General features: G+C 72.3%; 25 protein-coding genes and 1 pseudogene. 20 read left to right on the top strand and 6 right to left on the bottom strand.

The genetic code is table 11. The annotated features are described in order from the left end of the window. The first annotated feature begins 12 nt into the window (after positions 1-12). From ACIHAA_RS07065 to ACIHAA_RS07000, 14 genes are all read left to right on the top strand, one after another. Complete coding sequence (locus ACIHAA_RS07065; protein ID WP_399814037.1) at positions 13-912, top strand: ribokinase; 900 nt, start codon at positions 13-15, stop codon at positions 910-912. Then, complete coding sequence (rbsD, locus tag ACIHAA_RS07060; protein WP_399814035.1) at positions 909-1,298, top strand: D-ribose pyranase; 390 nt, start codon at positions 909-911, stop codon at positions 1,296-1,298. The genes ACIHAA_RS07065 and rbsD overlap by 4 nt, the downstream gene beginning before the upstream one ends. A gap of 328 nt (positions 1,299-1,626) precedes the next feature. Continuing rightward, positions 1,627-1,998 (top strand): gas vesicle protein, encoded by a 372-nt coding sequence (locus tag ACIHAA_RS07055; RefSeq protein ID WP_399814034.1) that lies wholly within the window; start codon positions 1,627-1,629, stop codon positions 1,996-1,998. Between the two features lie 50 nt (positions 1,999-2,048). Further along, on the top strand, positions 2,049-2,492 hold the full coding sequence (locus tag ACIHAA_RS07050; RefSeq protein WP_399814032.1) for a gas vesicle structural protein GvpA: 444 nt from the start codon (positions 2,049-2,051) through the stop codon (positions 2,490-2,492). A gap of 8 nt (positions 2,493-2,500) precedes the next feature. Continuing rightward, on the top strand, positions 2,501-3,214 hold the full coding sequence (locus tag ACIHAA_RS07045) for a GvpL/GvpF family gas vesicle protein (protein WP_399814031.1): 714 nt from the start codon (positions 2,501-2,503) through the stop codon (positions 3,212-3,214). A gap of 86 nt (positions 3,215-3,300) precedes the next feature. After that, entirely contained in the window at positions 3,301-3,564 is a 264-nt protein-coding gene (locus ACIHAA_RS07040) for a gas vesicle protein GvpG (protein WP_399814029.1), read from the top strand. An 84-nt stretch (positions 3,565-3,648) separates the two neighbouring features. After that, positions 3,649-4,245 carry an ABC transporter substrate-binding protein gene (locus tag ACIHAA_RS07035; protein WP_399814027.1) on the top strand — a complete coding sequence of 199 codons (597 nt, stop codon included), beginning with the start codon at positions 3,649-3,651 and terminating at the stop codon, positions 4,243-4,245. Then, on the top strand, positions 4,238-5,374 hold the full coding sequence (locus ACIHAA_RS07030; protein ID WP_399814025.1) for an SRPBCC family protein: 1,137 nt from the start codon (positions 4,238-4,240) through the stop codon (positions 5,372-5,374). The genes ACIHAA_RS07035 and ACIHAA_RS07030 overlap by 8 nt, the downstream gene beginning before the upstream one ends. A 79-nt stretch (positions 5,375-5,453) precedes the next feature. After that, positions 5,454-6,116, top strand: coding sequence for a gas vesicle protein (locus tag ACIHAA_RS07025; protein WP_399814024.1), 663 nt, complete (start codon positions 5,454-5,456; stop codon positions 6,114-6,116). A 5-nt stretch (positions 6,117-6,121) separates the two neighbouring features. Beyond that, positions 6,122-6,937 (top strand): GvpL/GvpF family gas vesicle protein, encoded by an 816-nt coding sequence (locus ACIHAA_RS07020; RefSeq protein ID WP_399814022.1) that lies wholly within the window; start codon positions 6,122-6,124, stop codon positions 6,935-6,937. Beyond that, entirely contained in the window at positions 6,934-7,299 is a 366-nt protein-coding gene (locus ACIHAA_RS07015; RefSeq protein WP_399814020.1) for a gas vesicle protein, read from the top strand. Before ACIHAA_RS07020 ends, ACIHAA_RS07015 begins: the two co-directional genes overlap by 4 nt. Continuing rightward, positions 7,283-7,687 (top strand): gas vesicle protein K, encoded by a 405-nt coding sequence (locus ACIHAA_RS07010; RefSeq protein WP_399814018.1) that lies wholly within the window; start codon positions 7,283-7,285, stop codon positions 7,685-7,687. The genes ACIHAA_RS07015 and ACIHAA_RS07010 overlap by 17 nt, the downstream gene beginning before the upstream one ends. Positions 7,688-7,795: 108 nt before the next feature. After that, positions 7,796-8,836 (top strand): LacI family DNA-binding transcriptional regulator, encoded by a 1,041-nt coding sequence (locus ACIHAA_RS07005; RefSeq protein ID WP_399814016.1) that lies wholly within the window; start codon positions 7,796-7,798, stop codon positions 8,834-8,836. 88 nt (positions 8,837-8,924) lie between these two features. Next, positions 8,925-9,722, top strand: a complete 798-nt coding sequence (locus ACIHAA_RS07000; RefSeq protein ID WP_399814523.1) for a sugar phosphate isomerase/epimerase family protein — start codon at positions 8,925-8,927, stop codon at positions 9,720-9,722. Between the two features lie 24 nt (positions 9,723-9,746). On the opposite strand, the gene ACIHAA_RS06995 is transcribed toward ACIHAA_RS07000, so the two are convergent. Further along, positions 9,747-10,142 carry an ATP-binding protein gene (locus ACIHAA_RS06995; RefSeq protein WP_399814014.1) on the bottom strand — a complete coding sequence of 132 codons (396 nt, stop codon included), beginning with the start codon at positions 10,140-10,142 and terminating at the stop codon, positions 9,747-9,749. Between the two features lie 143 nt (positions 10,143-10,285). On the opposite strand from ACIHAA_RS06995, the pseudogene ACIHAA_RS06990 reads away from it, so the two are divergent. The 4 genes and pseudogenes from ACIHAA_RS06990 (at position 10,286) to ACIHAA_RS06975 (ending at position 13,454) form a co-directional block, all read left to right on the top strand. Continuing rightward, positions 10,286-11,102: pseudogene (locus tag ACIHAA_RS06990) on the top strand (Scr1 family TA system antitoxin-like transcriptional regulator). Further along, positions 11,099-11,401 (top strand): DUF397 domain-containing protein, encoded by a 303-nt coding sequence (locus ACIHAA_RS06985; protein WP_399814012.1) that lies wholly within the window; start codon positions 11,099-11,101, stop codon positions 11,399-11,401. Before ACIHAA_RS06990 ends, ACIHAA_RS06985 begins: the two are co-directional and overlap by 4 nt. A gap of 58 nt (positions 11,402-11,459) precedes the next feature. Beyond that, positions 11,460-11,909, top strand: coding sequence for a hypothetical protein (locus ACIHAA_RS06980; RefSeq protein ID WP_399814010.1), 450 nt, complete (start codon positions 11,460-11,462; stop codon positions 11,907-11,909). Between the two features lie 9 nt (positions 11,910-11,918). Continuing rightward, complete coding sequence (locus tag ACIHAA_RS06975) at positions 11,919-13,454, top strand: DnaJ C-terminal domain-containing protein (RefSeq protein WP_399814008.1); 1,536 nt, start codon at positions 11,919-11,921, stop codon at positions 13,452-13,454. 3 nt (positions 13,455-13,457) lie between these two features. On the opposite strand, the gene ACIHAA_RS06970 is transcribed toward ACIHAA_RS06975, so the two are convergent. After that, entirely contained in the window at positions 13,458-14,411 is a 954-nt protein-coding gene (locus ACIHAA_RS06970; RefSeq protein WP_399814007.1) for an EamA family transporter, read from the bottom strand. Positions 14,412-14,502: 91 nt separating this feature from the next. On the opposite strand from ACIHAA_RS06970, the gene ACIHAA_RS06965 reads away from it, so the two are divergent. Beyond that, the gene (locus tag ACIHAA_RS06965) at positions 14,503-15,420 is read left to right on the top strand and encodes a LysR family transcriptional regulator (RefSeq protein ID WP_399814004.1); all 918 of its coding nucleotides are present in this window, start codon (positions 14,503-14,505) and stop codon (positions 15,418-15,420) included. A gap of 163 nt (positions 15,421-15,583) precedes the next feature. Then, positions 15,584-17,410: a glycoside hydrolase family 3 protein gene (locus ACIHAA_RS06960; RefSeq protein WP_399814002.1), complete on the top strand. Its 1,827-nt coding sequence runs from the start codon at positions 15,584-15,586 to the stop codon at positions 17,408-17,410. On the opposite strand, the gene ACIHAA_RS06955 is transcribed toward ACIHAA_RS06960, so the two are convergent. The 4 genes from ACIHAA_RS06955 to ACIHAA_RS06940 all read right to left on the bottom strand — a co-directional run bounded on the left by ACIHAA_RS06955 (position 17,404) and on the right by ACIHAA_RS06940 (position 23,676). Beyond that, entirely contained in the window at positions 17,404-17,802 is a 399-nt protein-coding gene (locus ACIHAA_RS06955) for a hypothetical protein (protein ID WP_399814000.1), read from the bottom strand. The two genes, ACIHAA_RS06960 and ACIHAA_RS06955, sit on opposite strands and share 7 nt — an antisense overlap. A 69-nt stretch (positions 17,803-17,871) precedes the next feature. Further along, entirely contained in the window at positions 17,872-19,305 is a 1,434-nt protein-coding gene (locus tag ACIHAA_RS06950; protein ID WP_399813998.1) for a S28 family serine protease, read from the bottom strand. A 123-nt stretch (positions 19,306-19,428) separates the two neighbouring features. Continuing rightward, on the bottom strand, positions 19,429-19,818 hold the full coding sequence (locus ACIHAA_RS06945) for a hypothetical protein (RefSeq protein ID WP_399813996.1): 390 nt from the start codon (positions 19,816-19,818) through the stop codon (positions 19,429-19,431). A gap of 129 nt (positions 19,819-19,947) precedes the next feature. Beyond that, complete coding sequence (locus ACIHAA_RS06940) at positions 19,948-23,676, bottom strand: ABC transporter ATP-binding protein (RefSeq protein WP_399813994.1); 3,729 nt, start codon at positions 23,674-23,676, stop codon at positions 19,948-19,950. Positions 23,677-23,681: the final 5 nt, after the last annotated feature.

Below are 23,681 nucleotides of genomic sequence, written 5' to 3'. Positions count from 1 at the left end.
GGGAGACAGTTCATGTACGACTACGACCTCCTGGTCGTGGGCTCGGCCAACGCCGACCTGGTGATCGGGGTGGAGCGGCGGCCCGCCGCCGGGGAGACCGTGCTCGGCTCCGACCTGGCCGTCCACCCGGGCGGCAAGGGCGCCAACCAGGCGGTCGCCGCCGCCCGCCTCGGCGCCCGTACGGCGCTGCTGGCCCGGGTCGGCGACGACGCGCACGGCCGGCTGCTGCTGGAGGCACAGCGCGCCGCCGGGGTGGCGACGGCGGGTGTCCTGGTCGGCGGGGCGCCCACCGGCGTCGCGCTGATCACGGTCGATCCGTCGGGGGACAACAGCATCGTGGTCTCCCCGGGCGCCAACGGCAGGCTCGCCCCGGACGACGTACGGGCCGCCGGTGATCTGCTGGCCGCCTCCCGGGTGGTCTCGGCGCAGCTGGAGATCCCGCTGGAGACGGTGGTGGAGGTCGTACGGAGTCTGCCGTCCGGCACCCGCTTCGTACTGAATCCGTCGCCGCCCCGGCCGCTGCCCGCCGAGGTGCTGGCGGCCTGCGACCCGCTGATCGTCAACGAGCACGAGGCGCGGGTCATCACGGGCGCCGAGCTGGACGGCTCCCCCGAGGAGTGGGCGGCGGCGCTGCTGGCGCTCGGCCCGCGGTCGGTCGTGGTGACACTGGGTGCCGAAGGGGCGCTGGTGGCGACCGCCGGGTCCACGGTCCGGGTCCCCTCGGTGACGGTGCGGGCGGTGGACACCACCGGCGCGGGCGACGCGTTCACGGCGGCGCTGGCCTGGCGGCTGGGCGCGGGCTCCTCGCTGGAGGACGCGGCGGCCTACGCGGCCCGGGTGGGCGCGGCCGCGGTCACCCGGCCCGGCGCGCAGGAGTCGTACCCCACAGCCGGAGAGGTCGACGCGCTGTGAAGAAGGCCGGAATCCTCAACCGCCACCTCGCCGGGGCGCTGGCCGAGCTGGGCCATGGGCACGGGGTGCTGGTGTGCGACGCGGGCATGCCGATACCGGACGGCCCGCGCGTGGTCGACCTGGCGTTCCGCGCCGGAGTCCCGTCCTTCGCGGAGGTCCTGGACGGTCTGCTGGACGAGCTGGTGGTGGAGGGCGCGACCGCGGCGCGGGAGACCGGGGAGGCCAATGCGGAGGCGGCGGCGCTCCTGCGGGCGCGCTTTTCGGACCTGTCGCTGGTCCCGCACGAGGAGTTGAAGCGGATGTCGGCCGGGTGCCGTCTGGTGGTGCGCACGGGCGAGGCCCGGCCGTATGCGAATGTGCTGCTGCGCTGCGGGGTCTTCTTCTGACGGCGCCTGCCCGTGCGCCGTTCGAGCCGCCTGTCCACGGGCCTTCGGGCCGCCTGCCCGCGCGCCGTTGAGCCGCCTGTCCGTACATCTTCGAGGGGCCCGGTCCATGGACCGGGCCCCTCGGTTTCCCCTCCCCGTCAGAGCCCCCGTGATCCCCCCGGATCCCCCTCCAGGGGTTCTGACTCCCCGTACGACCGGCGGAGTGCGGGAAGGGTTGCACGGCCGGAGAAGAAATTTCTTTCGTGTCCCAGAAATCCGGAAAGCCCGGTCATATAACTGGCATACGGGACGAAGAGGGTGAACCATGGGCAGAAGAGTAAGAAGGTGAATGATTACGAACGACCGTGAGCGCAAGAGGACACGCCCCCCGTCGCGGGAGCCGTCCGGTCCGGCGCGGAAGACGTCCGCCGAGGAGCCGGAGACCTCCGGTTCCGGGCGCGTCCCCGCCCCCCAGGCCATGCGGAACGCGGCACGGCAGCTGTCCGAGCTGCTGGGGCGCGCCCCGCAGTCCGTCTCCGCGCTGAAGCCGACGGACGAGGGCTGGGAGGCCCTGGTGGAGGTCGTGGAGCTGGAGCGCGTCCCCGACACCAGCAGCGTGATGGCCAGCTACAAGGTCGTTCTGGATCCTGCGGGTCAGCTGATGGCGTACGAGCGTGCGCGCCGCTACACCCGCGCCGAGGTCGACCGGGAGGGCCGCTAGGACGGCGGCTCCCCGCCGATGTGGGGCCTACGAGGGGAAAGATCGTGACGGTGGTGCCAGGAGGTGGCGGTGCACCCGCCGCCGGAGGCGGCGGCGGGAGCGCGGGAACCCTCTACGACGTGCTGGAACTCGTCCTCGACCGCGGTCTGGTCATCGATGTCTTCGCCCGGGTGTCCCTGGTCGGCATCGAGATCCTGAAGATCGACGCCCGGGTCGTCGTGGCCAGCGTCGACACCTATCTGCGCTTCGCGGAGGCCTGCAACCGGCTGGATCTGGAGTCCGGCCGCAAGGCACCCGCGCAACTGACCGACATCGTCGAGGGTGTCACCGAGGGCGGCGCCCACGGCAAGAGCAAGGGGGCGCTGACCGGCGCCGTGGAGGCGTTCACGGACTCGCTCCAGGGCCACGGCGACGACAAGCGCGGCAAGGAGCGCGAGCACGCCGAACGGCGCCCGAGCCGCCGCTCCTCCAGGGACAGGGATCGGGAGGAGTGAACGCAGCGATGGCACTGTATGTCTACGCGATCACCGACGACTCCCATCCCCTGGACCTGGACGGCATCAAGGGCGTGGGCGCGTCGCCCGGCGAACTGCGCACGGTGGACGACGGCTCCCTGCGCGCCGTCGTCAGCGAGGCCCCGCAGGACCTCTCGGTGGCGCGCCGCGATCTGGAGGCGCACCACAGGGCCCAGGAGCAGCTGTGGGCGGACGGCACCGTGCTGCCGCTGAGCTTCGGGTTCGTCGCCCCCGACGAGGACGCGGTGCGCGCCGTGCTGCGGGAGCGGGCCGAGGAGTTCACCCAGCGGCTCCGGGAGCTGGCCGGACGGGCCGAGTTCCATGTGAAGGGCCTTCAGGACGAGGACGAGGCGCTGCGCGCCGTGCTGGCGGAGTCCGAGCAGGCCCGTGCCCTGAACGAGGCGACCCGGGACGGCAGCGGGACCTACCAGGACCGGCTGGCACTCGGCCAGTTGGTGGCGCAGGAGGTGCAGAACCGCCAGGAGGCGCTGGCCGCCGAGGTGCTCGACGCGCTGCGCCCGCTGGCTCTCGCGGAGAAGGTCGCCCCACCCTCCCAGCAGTACTTCGTGAACGCGTCCTTCCTGGTGGAGGACGAGCAGGACGAGGAGTTCACCCGGACCGGCCGGGACCTGGCCGAACGCCTGGGCGAGCGTGCGGAGCTGCGGGTGCGGGGGCCGCTGCCGCCATACAGCTTCACCTGACCGTTTCGGCGGCAGGCCAGGTCCGAACCGGCACATCGGCACATCCGAACCGGCACGATCCGAACGGCACGAGGAGGCGGAGCGGAATGGGACTGGTCAGCGGGATTCTGACGCTGCCGTTCGCCCCGGTGCGGGGCATCGGCTGGGTGCTCGACAAGGTCGTGAAGACCGCGGAGGACGAGTACTACGACCCCGCCCCCGTGCAGGAGGGGCTCGTCCGGCTGGAGCGGGCCAGGAACGAAGGCCGGATCGGCGAGGAGGAGTTCGCCCGGCGTGAGGAGGAACTGCTGCACCGCTTGGAGGAGATCAGGGTCCACCAGCTGCGGCGCGGCGGGCAGAGCGGCTGGTGAGAACCGGCCGCGGCCCCGCGGCACGCGCTGCCCCGGCCGTGGACACACGGGACGTGACGTCCAGGCAAGGAGAGAAGACGAATCATGATCAACGCCAAGATCGCGGCGGCTGTTCTCTGCGGCTATCTGCTGGGCCGGACGAAGAAGGCCAAGCTCGCGCTGAGTATCGGGGCGATGCTGGCCGGGTCGAAGGTGAAACCCGACCAGTTGGGCAAGCTCCTCGCGGATTCGCCGCTGCTCGGGAACGTCAGCGAGCAGGTGCGCACCGAACTGGCGGGCGCGGGCAAGGCCGCGGCGACCAACCTCCTGACGGCGAAGGCCGAGAGCCTCGCCGACGCGCTGCACGAGCGCACCAGCGGGCTGAAGGACCGGACACAGGGCGCGGCCGGAGCGGACCGTGACGAGGAGCCCGAGGACGAAGAGCCCGAGGACGACGAGGACGAGCGCGAGGAGGACGAGCGCGAGCAGCGCCGGGGCGCGGCACGCGGCACGGGGACGCGGCGGCGCGGTGCGGACCGGGAAGCGGAGCCGCGCCGGAAGACGGCGGCTCCGACCAAGAAGACCGCCGCCAAGAAGACGGCTGCGAAGAAGGCACCGGCCAGGAAGGCACCGGCGAAGAAGGCGGCCCAGAGCCGTACGAAGAGCGGTTCCGCACGATCGAGGAGGCCGGACGATGGCTGACGGTGCCCTCAGCAGGGTTCGCGAGCAGGCGAAGCAGAATCCCGCCACGGACCGGCTGGTCCAGGAGCTGGAGGACTATCTGGGGACCAGGGCCGAGGCACTGATCGGGGACATGGGCGAGCGGCTGGGCGAGGGAGCGCGCAAGCTGGCCGAGGCACGTCTCGGACCCGGCATGCTGACGGACCTCGCCCTCAAGGGCGGCAAGAAGCTGCTGGGCGGGGGCGGCGGGCTCCTCGGCGGCGGAGGGGACGGGGACGGGGGCGGGGGCGGCGGTGGACTCCTCTCCCACGCCAAGGACGCGCTGCTGGACAAGGCCAAGGAGGCAGTCGGTGTGGGCGGCAAGAAGAAGTCCGACGGTCAGGGCAAGTCGCTGACCATCATCGAGGGCATCGACGTCGGCGTGCCCGTGCGGGAGGCCTACAACCAGTGGACACAGTTCACGGACTTCAACCGCTTCGCCAAGGGCGTCGAGGACGTCAAGCAGCACGACGACGTCTCCTGCCAGTGGCAGGCGAAGATCGCCAAATCGCGCCGCCACTGGCGGGGCAATATCACCGAACAGGTGCCCGATGAGCGGATCGTCTGGACCACCGAGGGACCCAAGGGCACCCACAAGGGCGTGGTCACCTTCCACCCGCTCGGGGACAACCTCACCAGGGTGCTGCTGGTCATCCAGTACTACCCGCAGGGCTTCTTCGAGAAGACCGCCGGCCTCTGGCGCGCCCAGGGCCGCCGGGTGCGGCTCGATCTGAAGCTCTACAGCGCGTTCATCACGAGCCACGGTGAGGCAACCGGCGCCTGGCGCGGCGAGATCCGCGAGGGCGAGGTGACGCGTACTCCGGAGGAGGTCGAGGAGGAGGAGCGGGCCGAGGAGGAGTACGAGGAGTACCCCGAGGACGAGTACGACGAGGACGAAGCGCCCGCGGACGAAGAGGCAGAGGACGAGGACGGCGAGGAGGACGAGGACGGCGAGGAGGACGACGAGGACGCCGAAGGCACCGAGGACGACGAATACGAGGACTCCGACGAGTACGAGGAGGAGGACGACGAGGACGAGCGGGAGGAGGACGAGGACCGCTACGACGAGCCGGAGGAGGAAGCCCCGTCGAGGCGTCGGCGCCGCGGTTAGATCCGGGCACTGAGGTGCGCGCCCGCCTGTTCCCGCACCGTCGGCGCCGGGGCCCCAGCGAAACGAGGTCGAGTGCGCCGTGACCGAGCCAGTCCCCACGTCGTCCCGGCCCCTGAGCCCGTATGGTCAGGGGTCCAGCGCGAACCTGGCCGACATCCTTGAGCGGGTGCTCGACAAGGGCATCGTCATCGTCGGCGACATCAAGATCAATCTGCTGGACATCGAGCTGCTCACCATCAAGCTCCGGCTCCTGGTGGCGTCCGTCGACAAGGCCAGGGAGATCGGCATCGACTGGTGGGAGCACGACCCGGCCCTGTCCTCCCGGGCGTCCGGATCCGATGGCCGCCGGGCGGGCCTGGAGGAGCAGAACGAACGGCTGCGCGCCGAGGTGGCGGCGCTGCGGCGGCAGATCGCCGAGTCACCGGCGGAGGAGCTGGCCCCGGCGAGGGAGCCGACCGCGGCGGAGGAAGCGGAGGAACTGGCCACGGCGGAAGAGACGGCCGCGGCCAGTACGGAGAGCCGCCGCCGCTCGCGCAAGGCCCCGGACGCCGAGCAGGAGGCCGCCGTGGAACCCCGCCGCAGGCGGCGCACGTCCGAGGACCGCGGGGGCGCGCCCCCGCGCCGGACCCGGACGGCCGGAAGCACTCGTAGGACGCGAGCCGACAGGGCCCAGAAGACCGAGCGGGCCGAGCGGACCGGCGGGCGCTACGAGGGCGAAGAGGACGAAGAGGACCGGAGCTGAGACCGGTGGACGAGCAGCAACTGTGCTACGCATACGCCGTGATGGGGTCCGCTCCGCCGGACCTCCCCGGGGTGCGCGGAGTGGCGGAGGCGCCCGTCGCCCTGGTCCGTTCGGGCCGGCTGGCCGCCGCGGTCAGCGCGGTGCCCCGGGAGGGTTTCTCGGAGGAGGCCCTCAAGGCGGGCCTGGAGAACCTGGAATGGCTGGAAGCCACCGCCCGCGCGCACCACCGGGTGATCGAGGCCCTCGCCGCGCACACCACCGTGCTTCCGCTGCGGCTGGCCACCGTGTATCTCGACGAGGCCCGGGTGCGGCAGATGCTCGACGAGCGGAAGGCGGACCTCACGGCGCAGTTGGACCGGCTCGCCGACCACGAGGAGTGGGGGGTGAAGGTGTACGCCGAGGCCCAGCCGCCCTCCGCCGCCCCCGCCTCCCCCGCCTCCCCCGCCGTCGCGGAGGACGCCGGGCGCGCGTATCTGCGGCGCCGACGCCACCAGCGGCAGGAGCGCGAGGACGCCTGGCGGGTCGCCGAGGAGGCCGTCCGGCGCACGGAGCGCGAGGCCCGCGGCCTCGCGGTGGAGCGGACCCGGCACCGCCCGCAGCAGGGCAGCCTGGCCCGGACACCCGGCGAGAACATCGCGAACGACGCCTATCTGGTGCCGCGCCGGGTGTCCGGGGAGTTCCGCACCCGGATGCTGCACGCGGCGGACGGCCTGGCCGGAGTACGGGTGGAGGTCACCGGCCCGTGGGCGCCGTACTCCTTCACCGCTCCCCTCGGGCCCGAGACACAGCCCGGGACTCAGGAGGGGGCCGGTCAGCGGTGAGCGAGTACGACGGCCGGTACGGCGGCACGCACGATGTCGGACACGACAACGCGTACGACTCCTACGGCCGTACACGGGACGACCGGTACGGCGGTGTGTACCGGGACTCCTACGACCCGTACGACGAGCGCCCGGTCAGCCAGCCGCAGGTCGCACTGATCGATCTGCTGGACCGGCTGCTCAGCGGTGGTGTGGTGCTGACCGGAGATCTCGTCCTGTCCATCGCGGACATCGACCTCGTACGGATCTCCCTGCGGGCGGTACTGGTCGCCGTCCGGGAGGAGTTGGACGAGGGGTGGGCGGGACTGCTGCCGCCGGGACCGGCACTCGCCCCGGGCGGTTCCGGTGACGACGCCGGCTGACGGCCCCGGCGCCGACCGGCTGCGGGAGGTGGCCGAGGCCGCCACCCGGGCGTTCTCCGTGCTCCCGGCCCGGCCGGACGAGATGTCCCCGCCGCCCTCCGGACGGGGCCGACAGGCCGCGCGACGGCTGCACACCGACCCGGAGACGGTGGAGCGGGACCTCGTCAAACTGGTCCTGACCCTGGTCGAGTTGCTGCGCCAGCTCATGGAGCGGCAGGCTCTGCGCCGGGTCGACGAGGGCGGGCTGACGGAGGAGCAGGAGGAGCGGCTCGGGCTGACCCTGATGCTGCTGCACGACCGGATGGCCGAACTGTGCGACGAGTACGGCCTCACACTCGCCGATCTCAACCTCGATCTGGGGCCACTGGGTACGCTGCTCCCGCCGTGAACGACGGCCCGGTCCGCCGGGGCGCGGGGAAGCACGGGCCTGTACAGGGTTGTCCGCAGACCTGTAGATGGATGCCTGACCCCCGCCCGCGACCGGAGGACGACGACGATGACGGTGACCCTTGCCGACGTGGCGGCGCACGCTCAGGTGTCGTCCGCCACGGTGTCCCGCGTACTGAACGGGAACTACCCGGTGGCGGCCCCGACCCGGGAGCGGGTGCTGCGCGCGGTCGACGAACTGGACTACGTCCTCAACGGCACGGCGAGCGCCCTCGCGGCAGCCACCTCCGACCTGGTCGGGATCCTGGTGAACGACATCGCCGACCCGTTCTTCGGGATCATGGCCAGCGCGATCCAGGCGGAGATCGGCGGCACCTGCGGGCGGGCGGGCGGCGAACGGCTCGCCGTGGTCTGCAACACCGGGGGCTGCCCGGAGCGGGAGCTGACCTATCTGACGCTGCTCCAGCGGCAGCGGGCGGCGGCCGTGGTGCTGACCGGTGGCGCGGTGGAGGACGGCGCGCACGCGGAGGCGGTGGGCGCCAAGCTGGGCAAGCTGGCGGCGGCGGGGACGCGGGTGGTGCTGTGCGGGCGGCCACCGGCCCCCGAGGCGATCGCGCTGGCCTTCGACAACCGGGACGGCGGCCGACGCCTCACCGAGCATCTGATCGGCCTGGGCCACCGGCGGCTCGGCTACATCGCGGGCCCCGAGGAACGCACCACCACCCGGCACCGCCTGGAGGGCCACCGGCAGGCCCTCGCCGCCGCCGGGATCGAGGACCACCCCCGGCGGACGGTCCACGGCCCCTACGACCGCCGCACGGGCTACGACGCCGCCCTCGAACTGCTGCGCCGCGAACCGTCCCTCACGGCGGTCGTCGCGGCCAACGACACGGTGGCGCTGGGGGCGTGCGCCGCGCTGCGCACCTTCGGCCTGCGCATCCCCGAGGACATGTCGGTGGCCGGTTTCGACGACCTCCCCGCCGCGATCGACGCCGTACCGGCGCTGACGACGATCCGGCTGCCGCTGACGGAGGCCGGGGCCCGGGCGGGCCGCATCGCGACAAGCCGCGAGGAACCCCCGGCGGCCGGCATCGCCCTGGTGCCCGGGGAACTGATGGTCCGCGGCTCGACGGCGGCTCCCCGCGCGTGAACCCGCAGCGGGACCGGGTGCCTGCCGACACAGGGGGTTGCGCGTCGGGAAGGCGTCAGCCGCGGACGGGCGGGTAGGTTCCGTGACCATGAAGCTGGCGTTCTCCACTCACGGTGTCCCCGGTCTGCCCCTGGCGGACGTCGTACGGCTCGCGGCGGCGCACGGCTGCCACGGCGTCGAACTGCGCACCCACCCCGAGGAGCCCGTGCACCCGGGCCTGACCCCGGCCGAACGGACCTCCGTCGCCGCCGAGTTCGCGGCCGGGGGCGTCGAGATCCTCGGGCTTGCGGGATACACACAGGTGGCAGCACCGGGCGACGACGAACCCGTGCTCGCCGAGATCCGCGCGCAGCTCCAGCTGGCGCACGACCTGGGCGCCCCCTTCGTACGGGTCCTCCCGGGCGGCGGCGAGCAGCCGCCCGAGGAGGCCGACGCGCTCGCCGCCCGCCGCCTGGGCACGGCCGCCCAGGACGCCGCCGACCTGGGCGTACGCATCCTCCTGGAGACCCGTGACTCCCATCCCACGGGGGCGGACGTGCTGCGCGTCCTGGGCGCGGTCGGCCACCTCCAGGTGGGCGCGCTGTGGGACGTGATGCACACCTGGCTGGGCGGCGAGCAGCCGCAGGAGACCTACGCCGCCCTGTCCACGTACCTCGGCTATGTCCGGGTCGAGGACATCGCCTCCGCCGACGACCGGACCCCCCTGCCGCTGGGCGCGGGCGTCCTGCCGCTCACCGAGTGCGTGGAGGTACTCTCCCGCAACGGCTGGGACGGCTGGCTGTGCTGGGAGTACAAGAAGCGCGGGCACGAGTCGGCACCCCCGCTGCCGGACCTGCTCGACTCCGGCCGGGAGCACCTGGCCCGCCTGCTCAGCGAGTCGGCGTAGCCCGCGACGACGCCGGGACGGGTCTCACACCAGGACCCGGGCCCACACCGTCTTCCCCACGCTCCGGTCCCTGACGCCCCAGGACTGGGACAGCGCGGCGACGAGGAGCAGGCCCCGGCCCGAGGTCGCCTCGGGTCCGGGGTCCGCCGGAACGGGCAGCCGCTCGGAGGCGTCGGACACCTCCACCTCCACGGCCTTCTCCCCGTCGTACGCCATCGCGACCTCGAAGTACCGCCCCGGCACCCGCCCATGGCGCACCGCGTTCGTCACCAGCTCCGAGACGACCAGTTCCACGGTCTCGCGCACCTCGGCCGGTAAACCCCAGGACCGCAGCACGCACCGCGCACCGCGACGGGCCTCCACGGCATGCCGCGGGATGGGCGTGAACCGCAGCCGCCAGGTGCGGGGCCGAAGGTTCACGCCATCACTTTCTGTGTTCATGGGAATACTGTCGTCCCTGCTCGCTACCGTCACCAGTGACCGAGCGTCGACGGCTGCGTACGGCAACTGGTGCGGGGCGCGCGTTGATCGGCGTAGAGCCGTGTAGAGGGGGTGGTGCTGCGATGGGGCAGCCCAGGAAGAACACGCCGTCACCCGCGGCGCAGTACTTCGCGGAGGTCCTGCGGACGCTGCGCGTCAACGCGGGACTCTCGCAGAACGAGTTGGGCGAGCTGATGTCCTACTCGGGAGCGGCGGTGAGCGCGGTCGAGACCTGCGCGAAACCGGCAACGGACGAGTTCATCGCGGCGGCGGAGAAGGCGTTGAACGCCGGGGGGTTGATCGCGGCGGCCGCGAAGTACTTGCGGCTGGAGCGGTATCCGGCTCATTTTCAGGGGTTCGTGCAGCTGGAGCAGGAGGCGCTCAGTGTCTCTTCTTACTGCGCACAGCTCGTCGACGGCCTGTTGCAGACAGAGGCTTACGCCCGCGCAGTGCTGGCATCCGCGTCCGCCGTTGGACGACGAGGAAATCGACCAGTTGAGTCTGGCTCGCATGGAACGTAGGAGCTTGCTGGAACGCAAACCGTCGTGCGTGGTCAGCGTCATCCTTGAAGAGACCGCGCTACGAACACAGGTCGGTGGCCGCGAGGTCATGCGCCAGCAGTACGAGTACCTACTTGCCTGCCTGAAACGCCCCAACGTCGTGCTACAGGCGATGTCGATGAGCAGGGGCGGACACGCGGGCCTGCAAGGGCCCATGAAGCTGATCGAGACTCCCGAGCAGACCACTCTCGTCTACATGGAAGGCAACGGACACAGCACCCTCGTGTCCAAGCCGGAAGACGTCGGAGTACTCGCACGCCGTTATGCGATGATCAGAAGCCAGGCCCTCCGACCGGAGGAAACCGCCGTACTCATCGAGCAGTTGGCAGGTGAGCTATGACCGCACTGGCATGGTTCAAGAGCAGCTACAGCGACTCCAGCGGCGGCGATTGTGTCGAGGTCGCCCTCTCCTGGTTCAAGAGCAGCCACAGCGACTCGGGCGGCGGTGAATGCGTGGAAGCCGCTTTCGCCTGGCACAAGAGCAGTCACAGTGACTCAGGTGGCGGGGACTGCGTAGAAGTGGCCCGCGCCGCCCACATACACATCCGTGACTCCAAGGCCCCCCACCGCCCCCACCTCACCGTCTCCCCCGCCGCCTGGGCCGGTTTCCTCGCGCTCGCGTCCGGCGCGGTGGTCTGACCGCACAGGGAGCAGCGAGCGCCTCCTAGACTGAACGCCACAGACGAACGGGGGCGGCATGGTCACAACTGACGGTGTGCGGTTGGTGGTGTCCGGGCGGGACGATGTGGACCCGGAGGAACTGGCCGATCTCACGGCCCAGTTGCGGCGCCGACTGCTGGAGCTGGACGTCGACGACGTACGGGCCGCGGGCTACGGCGTACCCGCGCCATCGGGCGCCAAGTCCGGTGAACTCGTCGCGGCCGGTGCACTCGCCGTGAGCCTCGCACCCGCCGTGCTCCGCTCCGCGCTGCGGCTGGTGGAGACCTGGATGCAGAACCGCCCGGTACGCACGGTCAAGGTCGATGTCGGTGGCCGCACCCTGGAGCTCGGGCATGCCTCCCCCCGAGAACAACAACAGCTGGTCGAGGCGTTCCTGAGTGCGGTGCAGTCGGACCAGGGCGGCACGCGGACCGACGGGGGCCCGGCATCGGAGGGGTCCGGGGAGGCCTCCGGCGCCGGGCTGTAGCGGACGCCGGTGACCGACTTCCCGCCGGGACAGGGGCGTAAGGACGCCTTGCTGATCGCCACCGGCACCTACGACGACGGCACGCTCGGCAGGCTCCGCTCCCCGGCCCAGGACTGCGCGGGCCTGGAAGCCGTACTCGCCGACCCCCGTATCGGCGGCTTCCGCACCCAGCGGATCGAGGACGCCCCGGCCCACCGGACGATGCGCGCGATCGAGTCCTTCTTCCGCGATCGCGGACGGGACGACCTGCTCCTTCTCCATCTGTCGTGCCACGGCATCAAGGACGAGGACGGCCGGCTGCACTTCGCCGCGCGCGACACGGACCGCGATCTGCCCGCCTCCACGGCGGTTCCGGCCGCCTTCCTGCGCGAACGCATGGAACGCTGCCGCGCCCGCACCGTCGTCCTCCTCCTCGACTGCTGCTACAGCGGGGCCTTCCTGCCGGGGGCCAAGGGCGACGACCGGATCCCCGTACGCGACGAACTCGGCGGCCACGGGCGGGCCGTGCTCACCGCGACCAGCCGGACCGAGTACGCCTGGGAGGGCGAGCACATCGAGTCCACGGTGCCGCAGCCGTCGTTGTTCACCGGGGCGCTGATAGAGGGACTGCGCACGGGGGCGGCGGATCTGAACGGGGACGGCCGGATCACGGTCACCGAGTGGTACGACTACGTCTACGAGTCCCTGCACCGCGCCGGGGCGCGGCAACGGCCCCGGATGTGGGCGGAGCTGGAGTACCAGGTCACGATCGCCCGGGCGGTGCCGGGGAGCGGGCTCGGGCCGGGCGCCGGGGAGCCCGGCGGTCCCGACCCGGCCGAAGCCGGCATCGACACCGGCGCCCGCCGGGAGGAGGACACCTATCCGCGGCCCCGTCGGCAGCGGGGCCGGGACACCGTGCTGCCGGTCGAGTTCGAGCTGCGGGAAACGGCGCTGGGCACGATCAAGGAGATCGCGATCGACACGAAGGCCGTGTGCCCGGGCTGCTCGGGCAGCGGCGCCGCGCGCGGGTCGGAACCCGAGGAGTGCGGCGGATGCGGGGGCTGCGGCGAGCGGAGGGAGACGTCGTCGGGCCACCGGGGTGACATCTCCGTGTGGGTCGTCTGCGCGGCATGCCGGGGCCACGGCACGGTCCTGCCCGAGACCTGTCCCGAGTGCCGGGGCGACGGCCGGGTGGAGTCGGGCCGCACTCTTGAGTTCCTCGTCCCCGCGGGGATCGAGCACGGGACCAGGATGCAGCTCACGGGCGAGGGGGAGGCCGGGCCGGGCGGCGGTCCGGCCGGGGATCTGTACGTGGAGATCGTGCAGCTCCCGCACTCCACCTTCGAGCGGATCGGCGACGACCTGCACTGCATCCTGACCCTCCCGCATGCCGCGTCGGAGACGGAGACGACGGTCACCCTGGACACGTTGGACGGGGAGAAGACCATCCGCGTCCCCGCCGGCGTCCGCGACGGCCAGACGCTGCGGCTCGCGAACAGGGGCACCCGCCATCTGACGGAGGACGGCCGGGGCCACATCCTGGTGCACATCGAGCTGAAGGACTGAGCGTCATCGGTCACCACCCACCGGTACGGCGGCCGCACCAGGAGCACCGGGCGTTCCGTCCGGGGTCGCGCCGTCGTCCACCGCGCGCGGCCGGGAGCGGCGGCCGGGGTTTCCGAAGGACGTCAGGGCCACCCCGCCCACCAGCAGGACCGCCGCTCCCCAGCGGAGTGGGGTGATGTGTTCGTGCAGGAACAGGGCCGCCGAGGACATGCCGAAGACGGGGACCAGCAGGGAGAACGGGGCGACCGTGGAGGCGGGGTGGCGGTGCAGCAGCCAGCCCCAGGCGCCGAAGCCGAAGACCGTGGTGACCCAGGCGACGTAGAGGACGATGGCCGCGCCCTGCCAGTCCAGGGCGCGCAGGGCCGCCATGTCGCGGGCGGGACCCTCGGTCAGCAGGGAGAGGCCGAGCAGGGGCAGGACCGGCACGGTGCTCACCCACACCATGAAGTTCAGCGCGTCGGGCGGGGACGCCTTGCGGGTCAGGACGTTGGACAGGCCCCAGAAGGCCGCCGCCGCGATCACCAGGGCGAAGGCGCCGAGGGGGCCCGTCGTGCCCTCGTCGACGGCCGCGAGAGCCACCCCGGCGAGGGCCACACCCATCCCCAGGACCCGTGGCCGCGAGGGGCGTTCGCCGAGGAACGCGAAGGCGATCAGCGCGGTGAAGACGGACTGGACCTGGAGCACCAGGGAGGACAGTCCGGCGGGCATCCCCGCGCTCATGCCGAGGAACAGCAGGCCGAACTTGGCCACGCCGAGGACGAGACCCACGGCGACGATCCACTTCCACGCCACCTTCGGGCGCCCTACGAAGAAGACGGCCGGAAGGGCGGCGGCCAGGAAGCGCAGCGCGGAGAACAGCAGGGGCGGGAAGTGCGCGAGGCCGAGGTCGATGACGGTGAAATTCACGCCCCAGACGGCGGCGACCAGAACGGCGAGGGCGAGGTGTGCGGGACGCATGCGTCGAGGATCACGCCCCGCGACCGTGAAGCACCAGCGATGATTGCTGCATGATCGGATGAAGCATCGCTCATCTTTCGAGGGGGAGTCCGTGCTCGATCTCCAACGGCTGCGCGCCCTGCACGCCGTCTCCGTGCACGGCACGGTCGGTGCCGCGGCCGCCGCGCTCGGCTACACCCCGTCCGCCGTCTCCCAGCAGATCGCCAAGCTGGAGCGGGAGACCAGGACCACCCTGCTGGAGCGGGAGGGGCGCGGGGTGCGGCTCACCGACGAGGCACGGCAACTCGCCGCGACGGCGCAGGAGCTGCTGGCGATCGTGGAGCGCGCCGAGACGGATCTGGAGGAGCGGCGGGGGGTGCCGGCCGGGCGGCTGGCCGTGGCCGCGTTCCCGTCGGCGGCGCGCGGGCTGATGCCGGGGGTGCTCGCGGACCTGGCGCGGCACCATCCCGCGCTGGACGCGCGCCTCACCGAGGTGGACCCGCATCTGTCGGTGGACCTGGTCGCCAAGGGCATGGTCGATCTGGCCGTGGTGCACGACTGGGACATCGCCCCGCTCCCGGCCCCCGCGGGGGTGGAGCAGGCGGTCCTCGGGGACGACCTGTGCGATCTGCTCGTCCCCGCGGGGCATCCGTTCGCCGGGCGGACGGCGGTGACGCGCGAGGAGTTGGGCGGCGAGCGGTGGATCTGCCAGCCGCCGGGCCGGGTCTGCCACGACTGGCTGCTGCGGACCCTGCGGGCGGCGGGGCACGAACCCGAGGTGGTGCACCAGGCCGACGAGAACCCGACCCTGGTCGCGCTGGTCGCCGCCGGGCTGGGGGTCGCCCTCATCCCGCGCCTGGGCCGGGGCCCGCTGCCGCCGGGGGTCGTGGAGGTCTCCCTCGACCCGGTGCCCGTACGGCGGCTCTACGCGCTGTGGCGCACCGGCGCGGCCCGGCGGCCCGCGATCTCCCGGGCGGTGCGCACCATGCGGGAGTTCTGGCCCGCGGCGGCGGCACACGAACCCCGCTGACCCGCCGCGCACCGACCGCGCGGGGTCGGCACACACGCCCCGCCGACCCGCCGACCCCGCCGCGCCGACGGTTGCCGTGCGTTCCCTTGACTGGCGGAAACTTCCTGGATATTGGTGACTTCTCGGAAGTTTCCTTCAGCGTCCTCCTCCGGAAGGAGCGCAGGTGCACGACACCGGCACGGGAAGCACCGCACCCCCCTCCAGACGTACGGTCCTCACCGCCACCGCGGGCCTGGCCGCGGCCCTCGCCCTCGCCCCGGACCCCGCCCGCGCCGCCGAGCCGGACGACCGGCGGCTGCGGGCCCTGATCTCCCGTATGACGCTGGAGGAGAAGGTCGGCCAGCTCTTCGTCATGCGGGTCTACGGCCACTCGGCCACCGCCCCCGACCAGGCCGACATCGACGCCAACCTCGCCGAGATCGGCGTACGGACCGCCGCCGAGCTGATCGCCAGGTACCGCGTCGGCGGCATCATCTACTTCACCTGGGCGCACAACACCCGCACCCCGCACCAGATCGCGGACCTCTCCAACGGCATCCAGCGGGCCTCCCTCGCCCAGCCGCGCGGGCTGCCCGTGCTCATCGCCACCGACCAGGAGCACGGCACGGTCACCCGGGTGGGCAGGCCCGCCACCCTCTTCCCCGGCGCGATGGCCGTCGGGGCCGGGGGCTCGCGGGCCGACGCCCGCACCCTCGGCCGGATCTCCGGCGCCGAGCTGCGCGCCCTCGGCATCCGCCAGGCCTACGCCCCGGACGCCGACGTGAACGTCAACCCCGCCAACCCGGTCATCGGCGTACGGTCCTTCGGCGCGGACCCGGGCGCGGTGGCGGGCCTGGTCGCGGCGGAGGTGAGAGGCTGTCAGGAGTCCGGGGTCGCGGCCACCGCCAAGCACTTCCCCGGCCACGGCGACACGGCCGTCGACAGCCACTACGGCTTCCCGGTCATCACGCACAGCCGTGAACTGTGGGAGAAACTCGACGCGGTGCCCTTCCGGGCGGCGGTCCGCGCCGGGATCGACGCGATCATGACCGCACACATCATGGTCCCCGCGCTCGACGCCTCGGGCGACCCGGCCACGCTCTCCCACCCGATCCTGACCGGCATCCTGCGCGGGGAACTCGGCTACGACGGAGTGGTGGTGACCGACTCGCTGGGCATGGCGGGCGTGCGCCAGAAGTACGGCGACGCCCGGGTGCCGGTGCTCGCCCTGAAGGCGGGCGCCGACCAGCTGCTCAACCCGCCGTCCCTGGACCTCGCCTGGAACGCGGTGCGCGCGGCCGTGCACACGGGTGAGCTGACCGAGGCACGACTCGACGAGTCGCTGCTGCGGATCCTGCGGCTGAAGGCGAAACTCGGCCTGCTGGACCGGCCGTTCGTCACCGGGGCGGAGGTGGACCGCACCGTCGGCACCCCCGGGCATCTGCGTACCGCGGACCGGATCGCGGACCGTACGACCACCCTGCTGGCCAACCGGGCGGGACTGCTGCCGCTGTCCCGCCGTACGCACCGGCGGCTCCTGGTCGTGGGCGCCGACCCGGCCTCACCCTCCGGCACCGACGGACCGCCCACCACCGTCCTGGCGGCCGCCCTGTCCGCGCTGGGCTTCACCGCCACCGCGCTGCCCACCGGCACGGCGCCCGCGCCCGCGGTGATCGACCGGGCGGTGGCGGCCGCAGGGGACGCGGACGCGGTGGTCGTGGGCACCTACAACGTGGACGCGGGCAGCCCCCAGCGAACCCTGGTGACCCGCCTGGCCGCCACCGGCACCCCGGTCGTCGCCCTCGCCCTGCGCAACCCGTACGACGTGGCCCACCTCCCCGAGGCAACGGCCTGCCTGGCGTCGTACTCCTGGACGGACGTGGAACTGCACGCGGCAGCACGGGTGCTCGCCGGACGAGTACGCCCGCACGGGAGGCTCCCCGTACCGGTGAACCAACCGGACAACCCGACCCAAGTGCTGTACCCCCTCGGGTACGGGCTGTCCTACTGACTGAAGCGACCGTAGAGGTCTCTGTCCCTCCAGTTGTCCGAGAAGGCGTCGAGCATCGCCTCATAGTGGCGGCGAGCGCTGACATCGGCGGTCGGGCTCATGAGGCGTCGCTCGATGTCCTGCCTGACTGGTTCCCAGCGCACTTCATGCATCGTGTAGGAAACCAGCTCGATGACTCCTTCGTCGATCCTGTCCAGCAAGGAAACGATCTCCCTCTCGAACTGCGCTCTGAGGTGGAGATTGCCGAGCAGAACACCGAGGGCGGCCTCCAGCTCCGGTTCCAGCTCCTCGACTCCGCACGAGGCGTCCGCGCTACGCATCACCTCTTGGGCGTGCGCACGGAACTCCTCGACGGCGTCAGGGGCAGCGCCCTGCGGCGATGTACGTGCCACGTGCTTTCAATCCATTCCACGGTCGGCGGTGGCCCGGCGGCTCTGGTGCCGCCGGGCGCAGCCGGGATGTCAGGGTCTGAGGGACTGGCTTCGGTCTGTGTCCCGGTGGTCCAGTCGGGGGTCGTAGTGGGCCAGGGGGCGGGCCGTCGAGGGGTCTGACTGGACCGCTGCCGGGGCCACGCCCGCCCAGTCCAGGATGCGGGCCGTGGCCAGGGCCTTCTGGTCCGCGACCAGGCCGGCCACGTTCGCGCCGTGGTTCATGCCGGGCGCCGTGAACACATAGGAGTCCCGGGCGCCCGCGCCGAGCCGGAAGCGTTCCGCGCCCCAGGGGTCGTTCTGCCCGTAGACGAAGAGCATGTGCCGGGCGTGGTGGCGCACCCAGGAGTCCACGTCCCGCATCGCCCACGGCTGGAACCGCATCGGGATCGAGCGGGGCACGAAGTTCCGGGGCGGCTGGTAGCCGTAGCGGATCAGGCCCTTCTCGATGGACGGGAAGTGGATGGTGGGCGAGCCGAGTTGGGTGCCCGCCTGGTAGTAGTACGGGGTGTAGGTCTCCAGGCCCTGGTCGGTGTAGGCCGAGAAGCCGGAGATGGTGTCCACCGAGTCCCAGATCTGCTGGTCGGTGGCGTGGGCGGCGTCCGCAGGCACCGTCCCGCAGGCGGACAGCCCGCTGTACTGCCAGAAGCCCCACACATAGTCCAGGACCACCGCCTCATAGGCCCGGTCGAGGCCGCCGATCGTGGTGAAGGTGGCGCCGTTGTCCGCCGCGTACTGCTGGTACTTCCGCTCCAGCGGCTCCCGCCGCACCAGCGCCTCGCGCTGCACCGCCGCCAGCCGGTCCCGGCACTCCTTGGTGCCGACCGTCGCGAAGAAGCGGTCGTAGGCCGAGTCCTCGTCGTTGACCACGTCGTTGGGCGCCACATAGGCCACGACGCCGTCCATGTCGTGCGGGTAGAAGCGCTCGTAGTACGTCGCCGTCATGCCGCCCTTGGAGCCGCCCGTCGCGATCCAGCGCTGCGGGTAGACCTGCTTGAGCGCCTCGAAGATCCGGTGCTGGTCGCTCGCCGCCTGCCAGATGTCCAGCTTGGACCAGTCGGCCGGGTCCGGGCGGGAGGGCGTGAAGAAGCGGTACTCCAGGGAGACCTGATTGCCGTCCGTGATCTGGGTCGGCTCCCGGCGGCCCGGGGTGGTGGAGACGTTGTAGCCGCTGGTGTAGAAGACCGTCGGCCGCGAGACGTCCTTGTGCAGCACGGTGATCCGCTGCTGGAAGGTGCCGCGGGACGGATGCCGGTGGTCGACCGGCTGGGTGTAGTCCAGGACGAAGAAGCGGTATCCGGCGTACGGCTTCTCCTCGATCAGGCTCATACCGGGGATGGCCAGCAGCCGGTCCTTGATGTCGGTGTCCGGGCCGCCGCCCGCGGCGGTGGCGGGGGCCGTCCCGGCCGTGCCCGCCGTACCGATCAGCACCAGGAGCACCAGCAGCCATCCGAGCGCCTTGCGCATGCACCCTCCCCTGAGAACGCGGATGTCCGCCGGAACCTAGCGGAGCGGCTCCGCACCGCACCAGGGGAAATGAGGGAAGCCTGTGAATTGACCGAGAAGCTCCCCCGTCCGCCGCAGCGGATCTCAGTACATGCTCCAGCCGGAGGTGACCGAGCCCGAGCCCACCGAGCCGTGGATCCGTACCGTCCGATGCCCGACGTAGACCACCACGGGCCCGGCCAGGCGGGTGAAACTGCCGCTGTCGGCCACCGGGCGGCTGCCGCGCGCCTGCACGCTGACCGACATCGCCTTCCGGCCCGCGGTGCTCTTGGCCACGGTCACCGCGCACAGAAAGCCGTCGCGCTTGTAGATCTGCACCGAGCCGGTGGAGAACGGGATCGTGCGCACCTTCCGGCCGGAACAGGGGTCGTCGGCCTGTGCGTGGCCCGGGCTCGCCACGGCGAGCAGACCGGACGACGTCAGGACGGCCAGGCCGAGCGCCAGGCGCCGTCGGCGTATCGCACCACTGTCCACTTCTCGTCCCTTCCGTGACCATCGGCGTACTGGTGTACGGACGCAGAACGTACGTCCGATGGTTGCGTGACACGCGTCCGTTCTCCACCCGGGGAGCCCCTGGCGCCGGTCCGCCGGGGACCTCACCGGTCAGGCCGTGGAACCGACCCGCTCCTCCGGCTCCGGCATGCCGATGAAGGTCCGCCACAGCCGTGCGTAGCGGCCGTCGAGCCGCAGCAGTTCCTCGTGCGTGCCGTCCTCCGCGACCCGGCCGTGGTCCATGACCACCACCCGGTCGGCGCGGGCGGCCGTGGTCAGCCGGTGGGCGACCACCAGCGTCGTACGGCGGCCGGTGAGGCGGTCCGTCGCCTGGTTGACCTGGGCCTCGGTGGCCAGGTCCAGCGCGGCCGTGGCCTCGTCCAGCAGCAGGATGTCGGGGTCGACCAGCTCCGCGCGGGCCAGGGCGATCAGCTGCCGCTGCCCGGCGGAGAGATTGCGGCCGCGCTCGGCCACCCGGTGGAGATAGCCGCCGTCGAGCCGGGCGATCATGTCGTGCGCCCCGACCGCCCGGGCCGCGGCCTCCACCTCCGCGTCGGTCGCCTCCGGACGCCCGTAGGCGATGGCGTCCCGGACGGTCCCCGCGAAGAGATACGCCTCCTGGGGGACGACACCGAGCCGGTGCCGGTACGAGGCCAGGTCGAGGGAGCGCAGATCGGTGCCGTCGGCCAGCACCCGGCCGCCCGTCGGGTCGTAGAACCGGGCGACCAGCTTGACCAGGGTCGACTTGCCCGCGCCCGTCTCGCCGACGAAGGCGACGGTCTGCCCGGCCGGGATCCTCAGATCGATACCGGCGAGGGCCTCCTCGCCGTCGCCGTAGGCGAAGTCGACGCCCTCGAAGGCGACCTCTCCGCGCAGGGACAGCACCTCCAGCGGCTCGTCGGCGGCCCCGGTCGTGGTCGGCTCCCGCAGCAGTTCCTGGATGCGGCCCAGCGACACCGACGCCTGCTGATAGCCGTCGAAGACCTGGGAGAGCTGCTGCACCGGGGCGAAGAAGAGATCGATGTACAGCAGATACGCGACCAGGGCGCCCGTGGTCAGCGTCCCGGCGTCCACCCGGTGCGCGCCCACGACCAGCACGGCCGCGGAGGCCACCGACGACAGCAGCTGGACGAAGGGGAAGTAGACCGATATCAGCCACTGACCGCGGATGCGCGCCCGGCGGTAGCCGTCGCTGCCCTCGGCGAACCGCCGGCCGCCGTCCCGCTCGCGCCGGAAGGCCTGGAGGATCCGCAGACCGGACACCGACTCCTGGAGATCCGCGTTGACGGCGGAGACCCGCTCCCGGGCCAGTTCGTACGCCTTCACACTGGCCCGGCGGAAGAAGAAGGTCCCCAGGACCAGCGGGGGCAGGGTGGCGAAGACCACCAGCGCCAGCTGCACATCGATCACAAGGAGCACGACCATGATCCCGAAGAAGGTGACCACCGAGACGAAGGCGGTGACCAGGCCGGTCTGGAGGAACGTCGACAGCGCGTCGACGTCCGTGGTCATCCGGGTCATGATCCGGCCGGTCAGCTCGCGCTCGTAGTAGTCGAGTCCGAGCCGCTGGAGCTGGGCGAAGATCTTCAGCCGCAGCGAGTACAGCACCCGCTCACCGGTGCGGCCGGTCATCCTCGTCTCGGCGATCTGCGCCGTCCACTGCACGAGCACGGTGACCAGGGCCAGCAGGGCCGCCGCCCAGACCGCGCCGAGGGCCATCCGGGAGACACCCCGGTCGATGCCGTGCCGGATCAGGACCGGCAGCAGCAGGCCCATCCCCGCGTCGACGGCGACCAGGGCGAGGCTGACCAGGAGCGGGGCGCCGAAGCCGCGGAGCAGCCGGGTCAGGCCGTACGACTCCTCGGGCCGGACCGCGCGGGCCTCGTCGATGCCGGGGGTGTCGGTGGCCGCGGGGAGCCGCTCCACCTGGGCGAGGAGTTCCGGGGTGGCCGGGCTGCCCGCCAGCGCCGGGTCCCCGGGGTCCCGGTCGCCGGTCCACAGATGCGGGGTGACGCCCCGCTCCGCGTCGAACTCGGCGTCCAGCTCCTCCCGGACGGAGGTGTCCTCCTCCGGCTGGGCGGGCGGCCGGTGGCCGGGCGAGACCCCGCCCAGCTCGTCGGGGTCGGTGAGCAGCCGCCGGTAGAGGGCGGAACGCTCCTGGAGTTCCTCGTGGGTGCCGATGTCGGCGAGCCGCCCGGCGTCCAGGACGGCGATGCGGTCGGCGAGGTTGAGGGTCGAGCGCCGGTGGGCGATCAGCAGGGTGGTGCGGCCCCGCATGACCTGCCCCAGCGCCTCGTGGATCTCGTGCTCGACCCGGGCGTCCACGGCCGAGGTCGCGTCGTCGAGGACCAGCAGCCGGGGGTCGGTGAGGATCGCCCGGGCGAGCGCGATGCGCTGGCGCTGGCCGCCGGAGAGGGTGAGTCCCTGCTCGCCGACCTTGGTGTCGTAGCCCTCGGGCAGTTCGGCGATGAAGCGGTCGGCCTGGGCCGCGCGGGCGGCCCGTTCGATCTGCTCGTCGGTGGCGTCCGGGCGGCCGTAGGCGATGTTGCTGCGGACCGTGTCGGAGAAGAGGAAGGAGTCCTCGGGGACCAGTCCGATCGCGGCGCGCAGCGAGGAGTGGGTCAGCTCGCGGACGTCGTGGCCGCCGACGAGGACGGCGCCGTGGCTGACGTCGTAGAAGCGGGGCAGCAGCAGGGAGACCGTCGACTTGCCGGAGCCGGAGGAGCCGACGACGGCGAGGGTCTCCCCGGGCCTGATCTCGAAGGAGAGGCCGTCGAGGACCGGGCGCCCGTCCTGGTAGGCGAAGGACACGCCGTCGAACTCGACGGTCGCGGGGGCGTCGGCGGGCAGTTCCCTGGTGCCGTCGGTGAGCGAGGGCTCGGTGTCGATCAGTTCCAGGACGCGTTCGGCGCCCGCCCGGGCCTGCTGGCCGACGGTGAGCACCACGGCGAGCATCCGCACCGGGCCGACGAGCTGGGCGAGGTAGGAGGAGAAGGCGACGAAGGTGCCGAGGGTGATGTGCCCGCGGACGGCCAGCCAGCCGCCGAGGGCCAGCATGGCGACCTGGCCGAGGGCGGGTACGGCCTGGAGGGCGGGGGTGTACCGGGCGTTGAGCCGGATGGTCCGCAGCCGTCCCGCGTAGAGACGGCGGCCCACCTCCCGGAGCTTGCCGGTCTCCTGCTCCTCCTGCCCGAAGCCCTTGACCACGCGGACCCCGCTGACGGCACCGTCCACCACGCCCGCCACCGCGGCGGCCTGGGCCTGGGCGTACCAGGTCGCGGGGTGCAGCCGGGTGCGGCTGCGCTTGGCGATGAACCACAGGGCGGGCGCGACGGCCAGCGCGACCAGGGTCAGCGGCGGCGACAGCCAGGCCATGATCCCGAGGGAGATCAGGAAGAGCAGTACGTTCCCGATGGTCATCGGGAGCATGAACAGCAGGCCCTGGATCAGCTGAAGGTCGCTGGTGGCCCGGCCGACGACCTGGCCGGTGGACAGCTCGTCCTGGCGCCGCCCGTCGAGCCGGGTGATCGTCCGGTACATGTCGGTGCGCAGGTCGTGCTGCACGTCGAGGGCGAGCCGGCCGCCGTAGTAGCGGCGGATGTAGGTGAAGACGTAGACGAGGACGGCGGCGCCGACGAGGGCGCCCGCCCAGGGGGCCATGGACCGGGTGTGCCTGCCCACGACATCGTCGATGATCACCTTGGTGATCAGCGGGACGACCGCCATGACCGCCATGCCGCCGAGGGAGGAGCCGAGCGCCAGCACCACGTCCTTCGGATAGCGCCATGCGTACCCCGTGAGCCTGCGGGCCCAGCCGCGTGCGTCCCCCTCGTGCGCCACCACGC

Origin of the sequence: Streptomyces sp. NPDC052040 (genome assembly GCF_044548405.1) — a bacterium.
Taxonomy (GTDB): Bacteria; Actinomycetota; Actinomycetes; order Streptomycetales; family Streptomycetaceae; genus Streptomyces.
Note: the sequence above shows the minus strand (reverse complement) of the source record. Positions and strands in the feature narration are given on the sequence as shown.

Excerpts from the sequence above, each read along its gene's own strand:
- ACIHAA_RS07065 (WP_399814037.1), top strand. The coding sequence starts at position 13 with ATGTACGACTACGACCTCCTGGTCGTGGGCTCGGCCAACGCCGACCTG.
- ACIHAA_RS07055 (WP_399814034.1), top strand. The coding sequence starts at position 1,627 with ATGATTACGAACGACCGTGAGCGCAAGAGGACACGCCCCCCGTCGCGG.
- ACIHAA_RS07045 (WP_399814031.1), top strand. The coding sequence starts at position 2,501 with ATGGCACTGTATGTCTACGCGATCACCGACGACTCCCATCCCCTGGAC.
- ACIHAA_RS07040 (WP_399814029.1), top strand. The coding sequence starts at position 3,301 with ATGGGACTGGTCAGCGGGATTCTGACGCTGCCGTTCGCCCCGGTGCGG.
- ACIHAA_RS07035 (WP_399814027.1), top strand. The coding sequence starts at position 3,649 with ATGATCAACGCCAAGATCGCGGCGGCTGTTCTCTGCGGCTATCTGCTG.
- ACIHAA_RS07030 (WP_399814025.1), top strand. The coding sequence starts at position 4,238 with ATGGCTGACGGTGCCCTCAGCAGGGTTCGCGAGCAGGCGAAGCAGAAT.
- ACIHAA_RS07005 (WP_399814016.1), top strand. The coding sequence starts at position 7,796 with ATGACGGTGACCCTTGCCGACGTGGCGGCGCACGCTCAGGTGTCGTCC.
- ACIHAA_RS07000 (WP_399814523.1), top strand. The coding sequence starts at position 8,925 with ATGAAGCTGGCGTTCTCCACTCACGGTGTCCCCGGTCTGCCCCTGGCG.
- ACIHAA_RS06985 (WP_399814012.1), top strand. The coding sequence starts at position 11,099 with ATGACCGCACTGGCATGGTTCAAGAGCAGCTACAGCGACTCCAGCGGC.
- ACIHAA_RS06980 (WP_399814010.1), top strand. The coding sequence starts at position 11,460 with ATGGTCACAACTGACGGTGTGCGGTTGGTGGTGTCCGGGCGGGACGAT.
- ACIHAA_RS06970 (WP_399814007.1), bottom strand. The coding sequence starts at position 14,411 with ATGCGTCCCGCACACCTCGCCCTCGCCGTTCTGGTCGCCGCCGTCTGG.
- ACIHAA_RS06950 (WP_399813998.1), bottom strand. The coding sequence starts at position 19,305 with ATGCGCAAGGCGCTCGGATGGCTGCTGGTGCTCCTGGTGCTGATCGGT.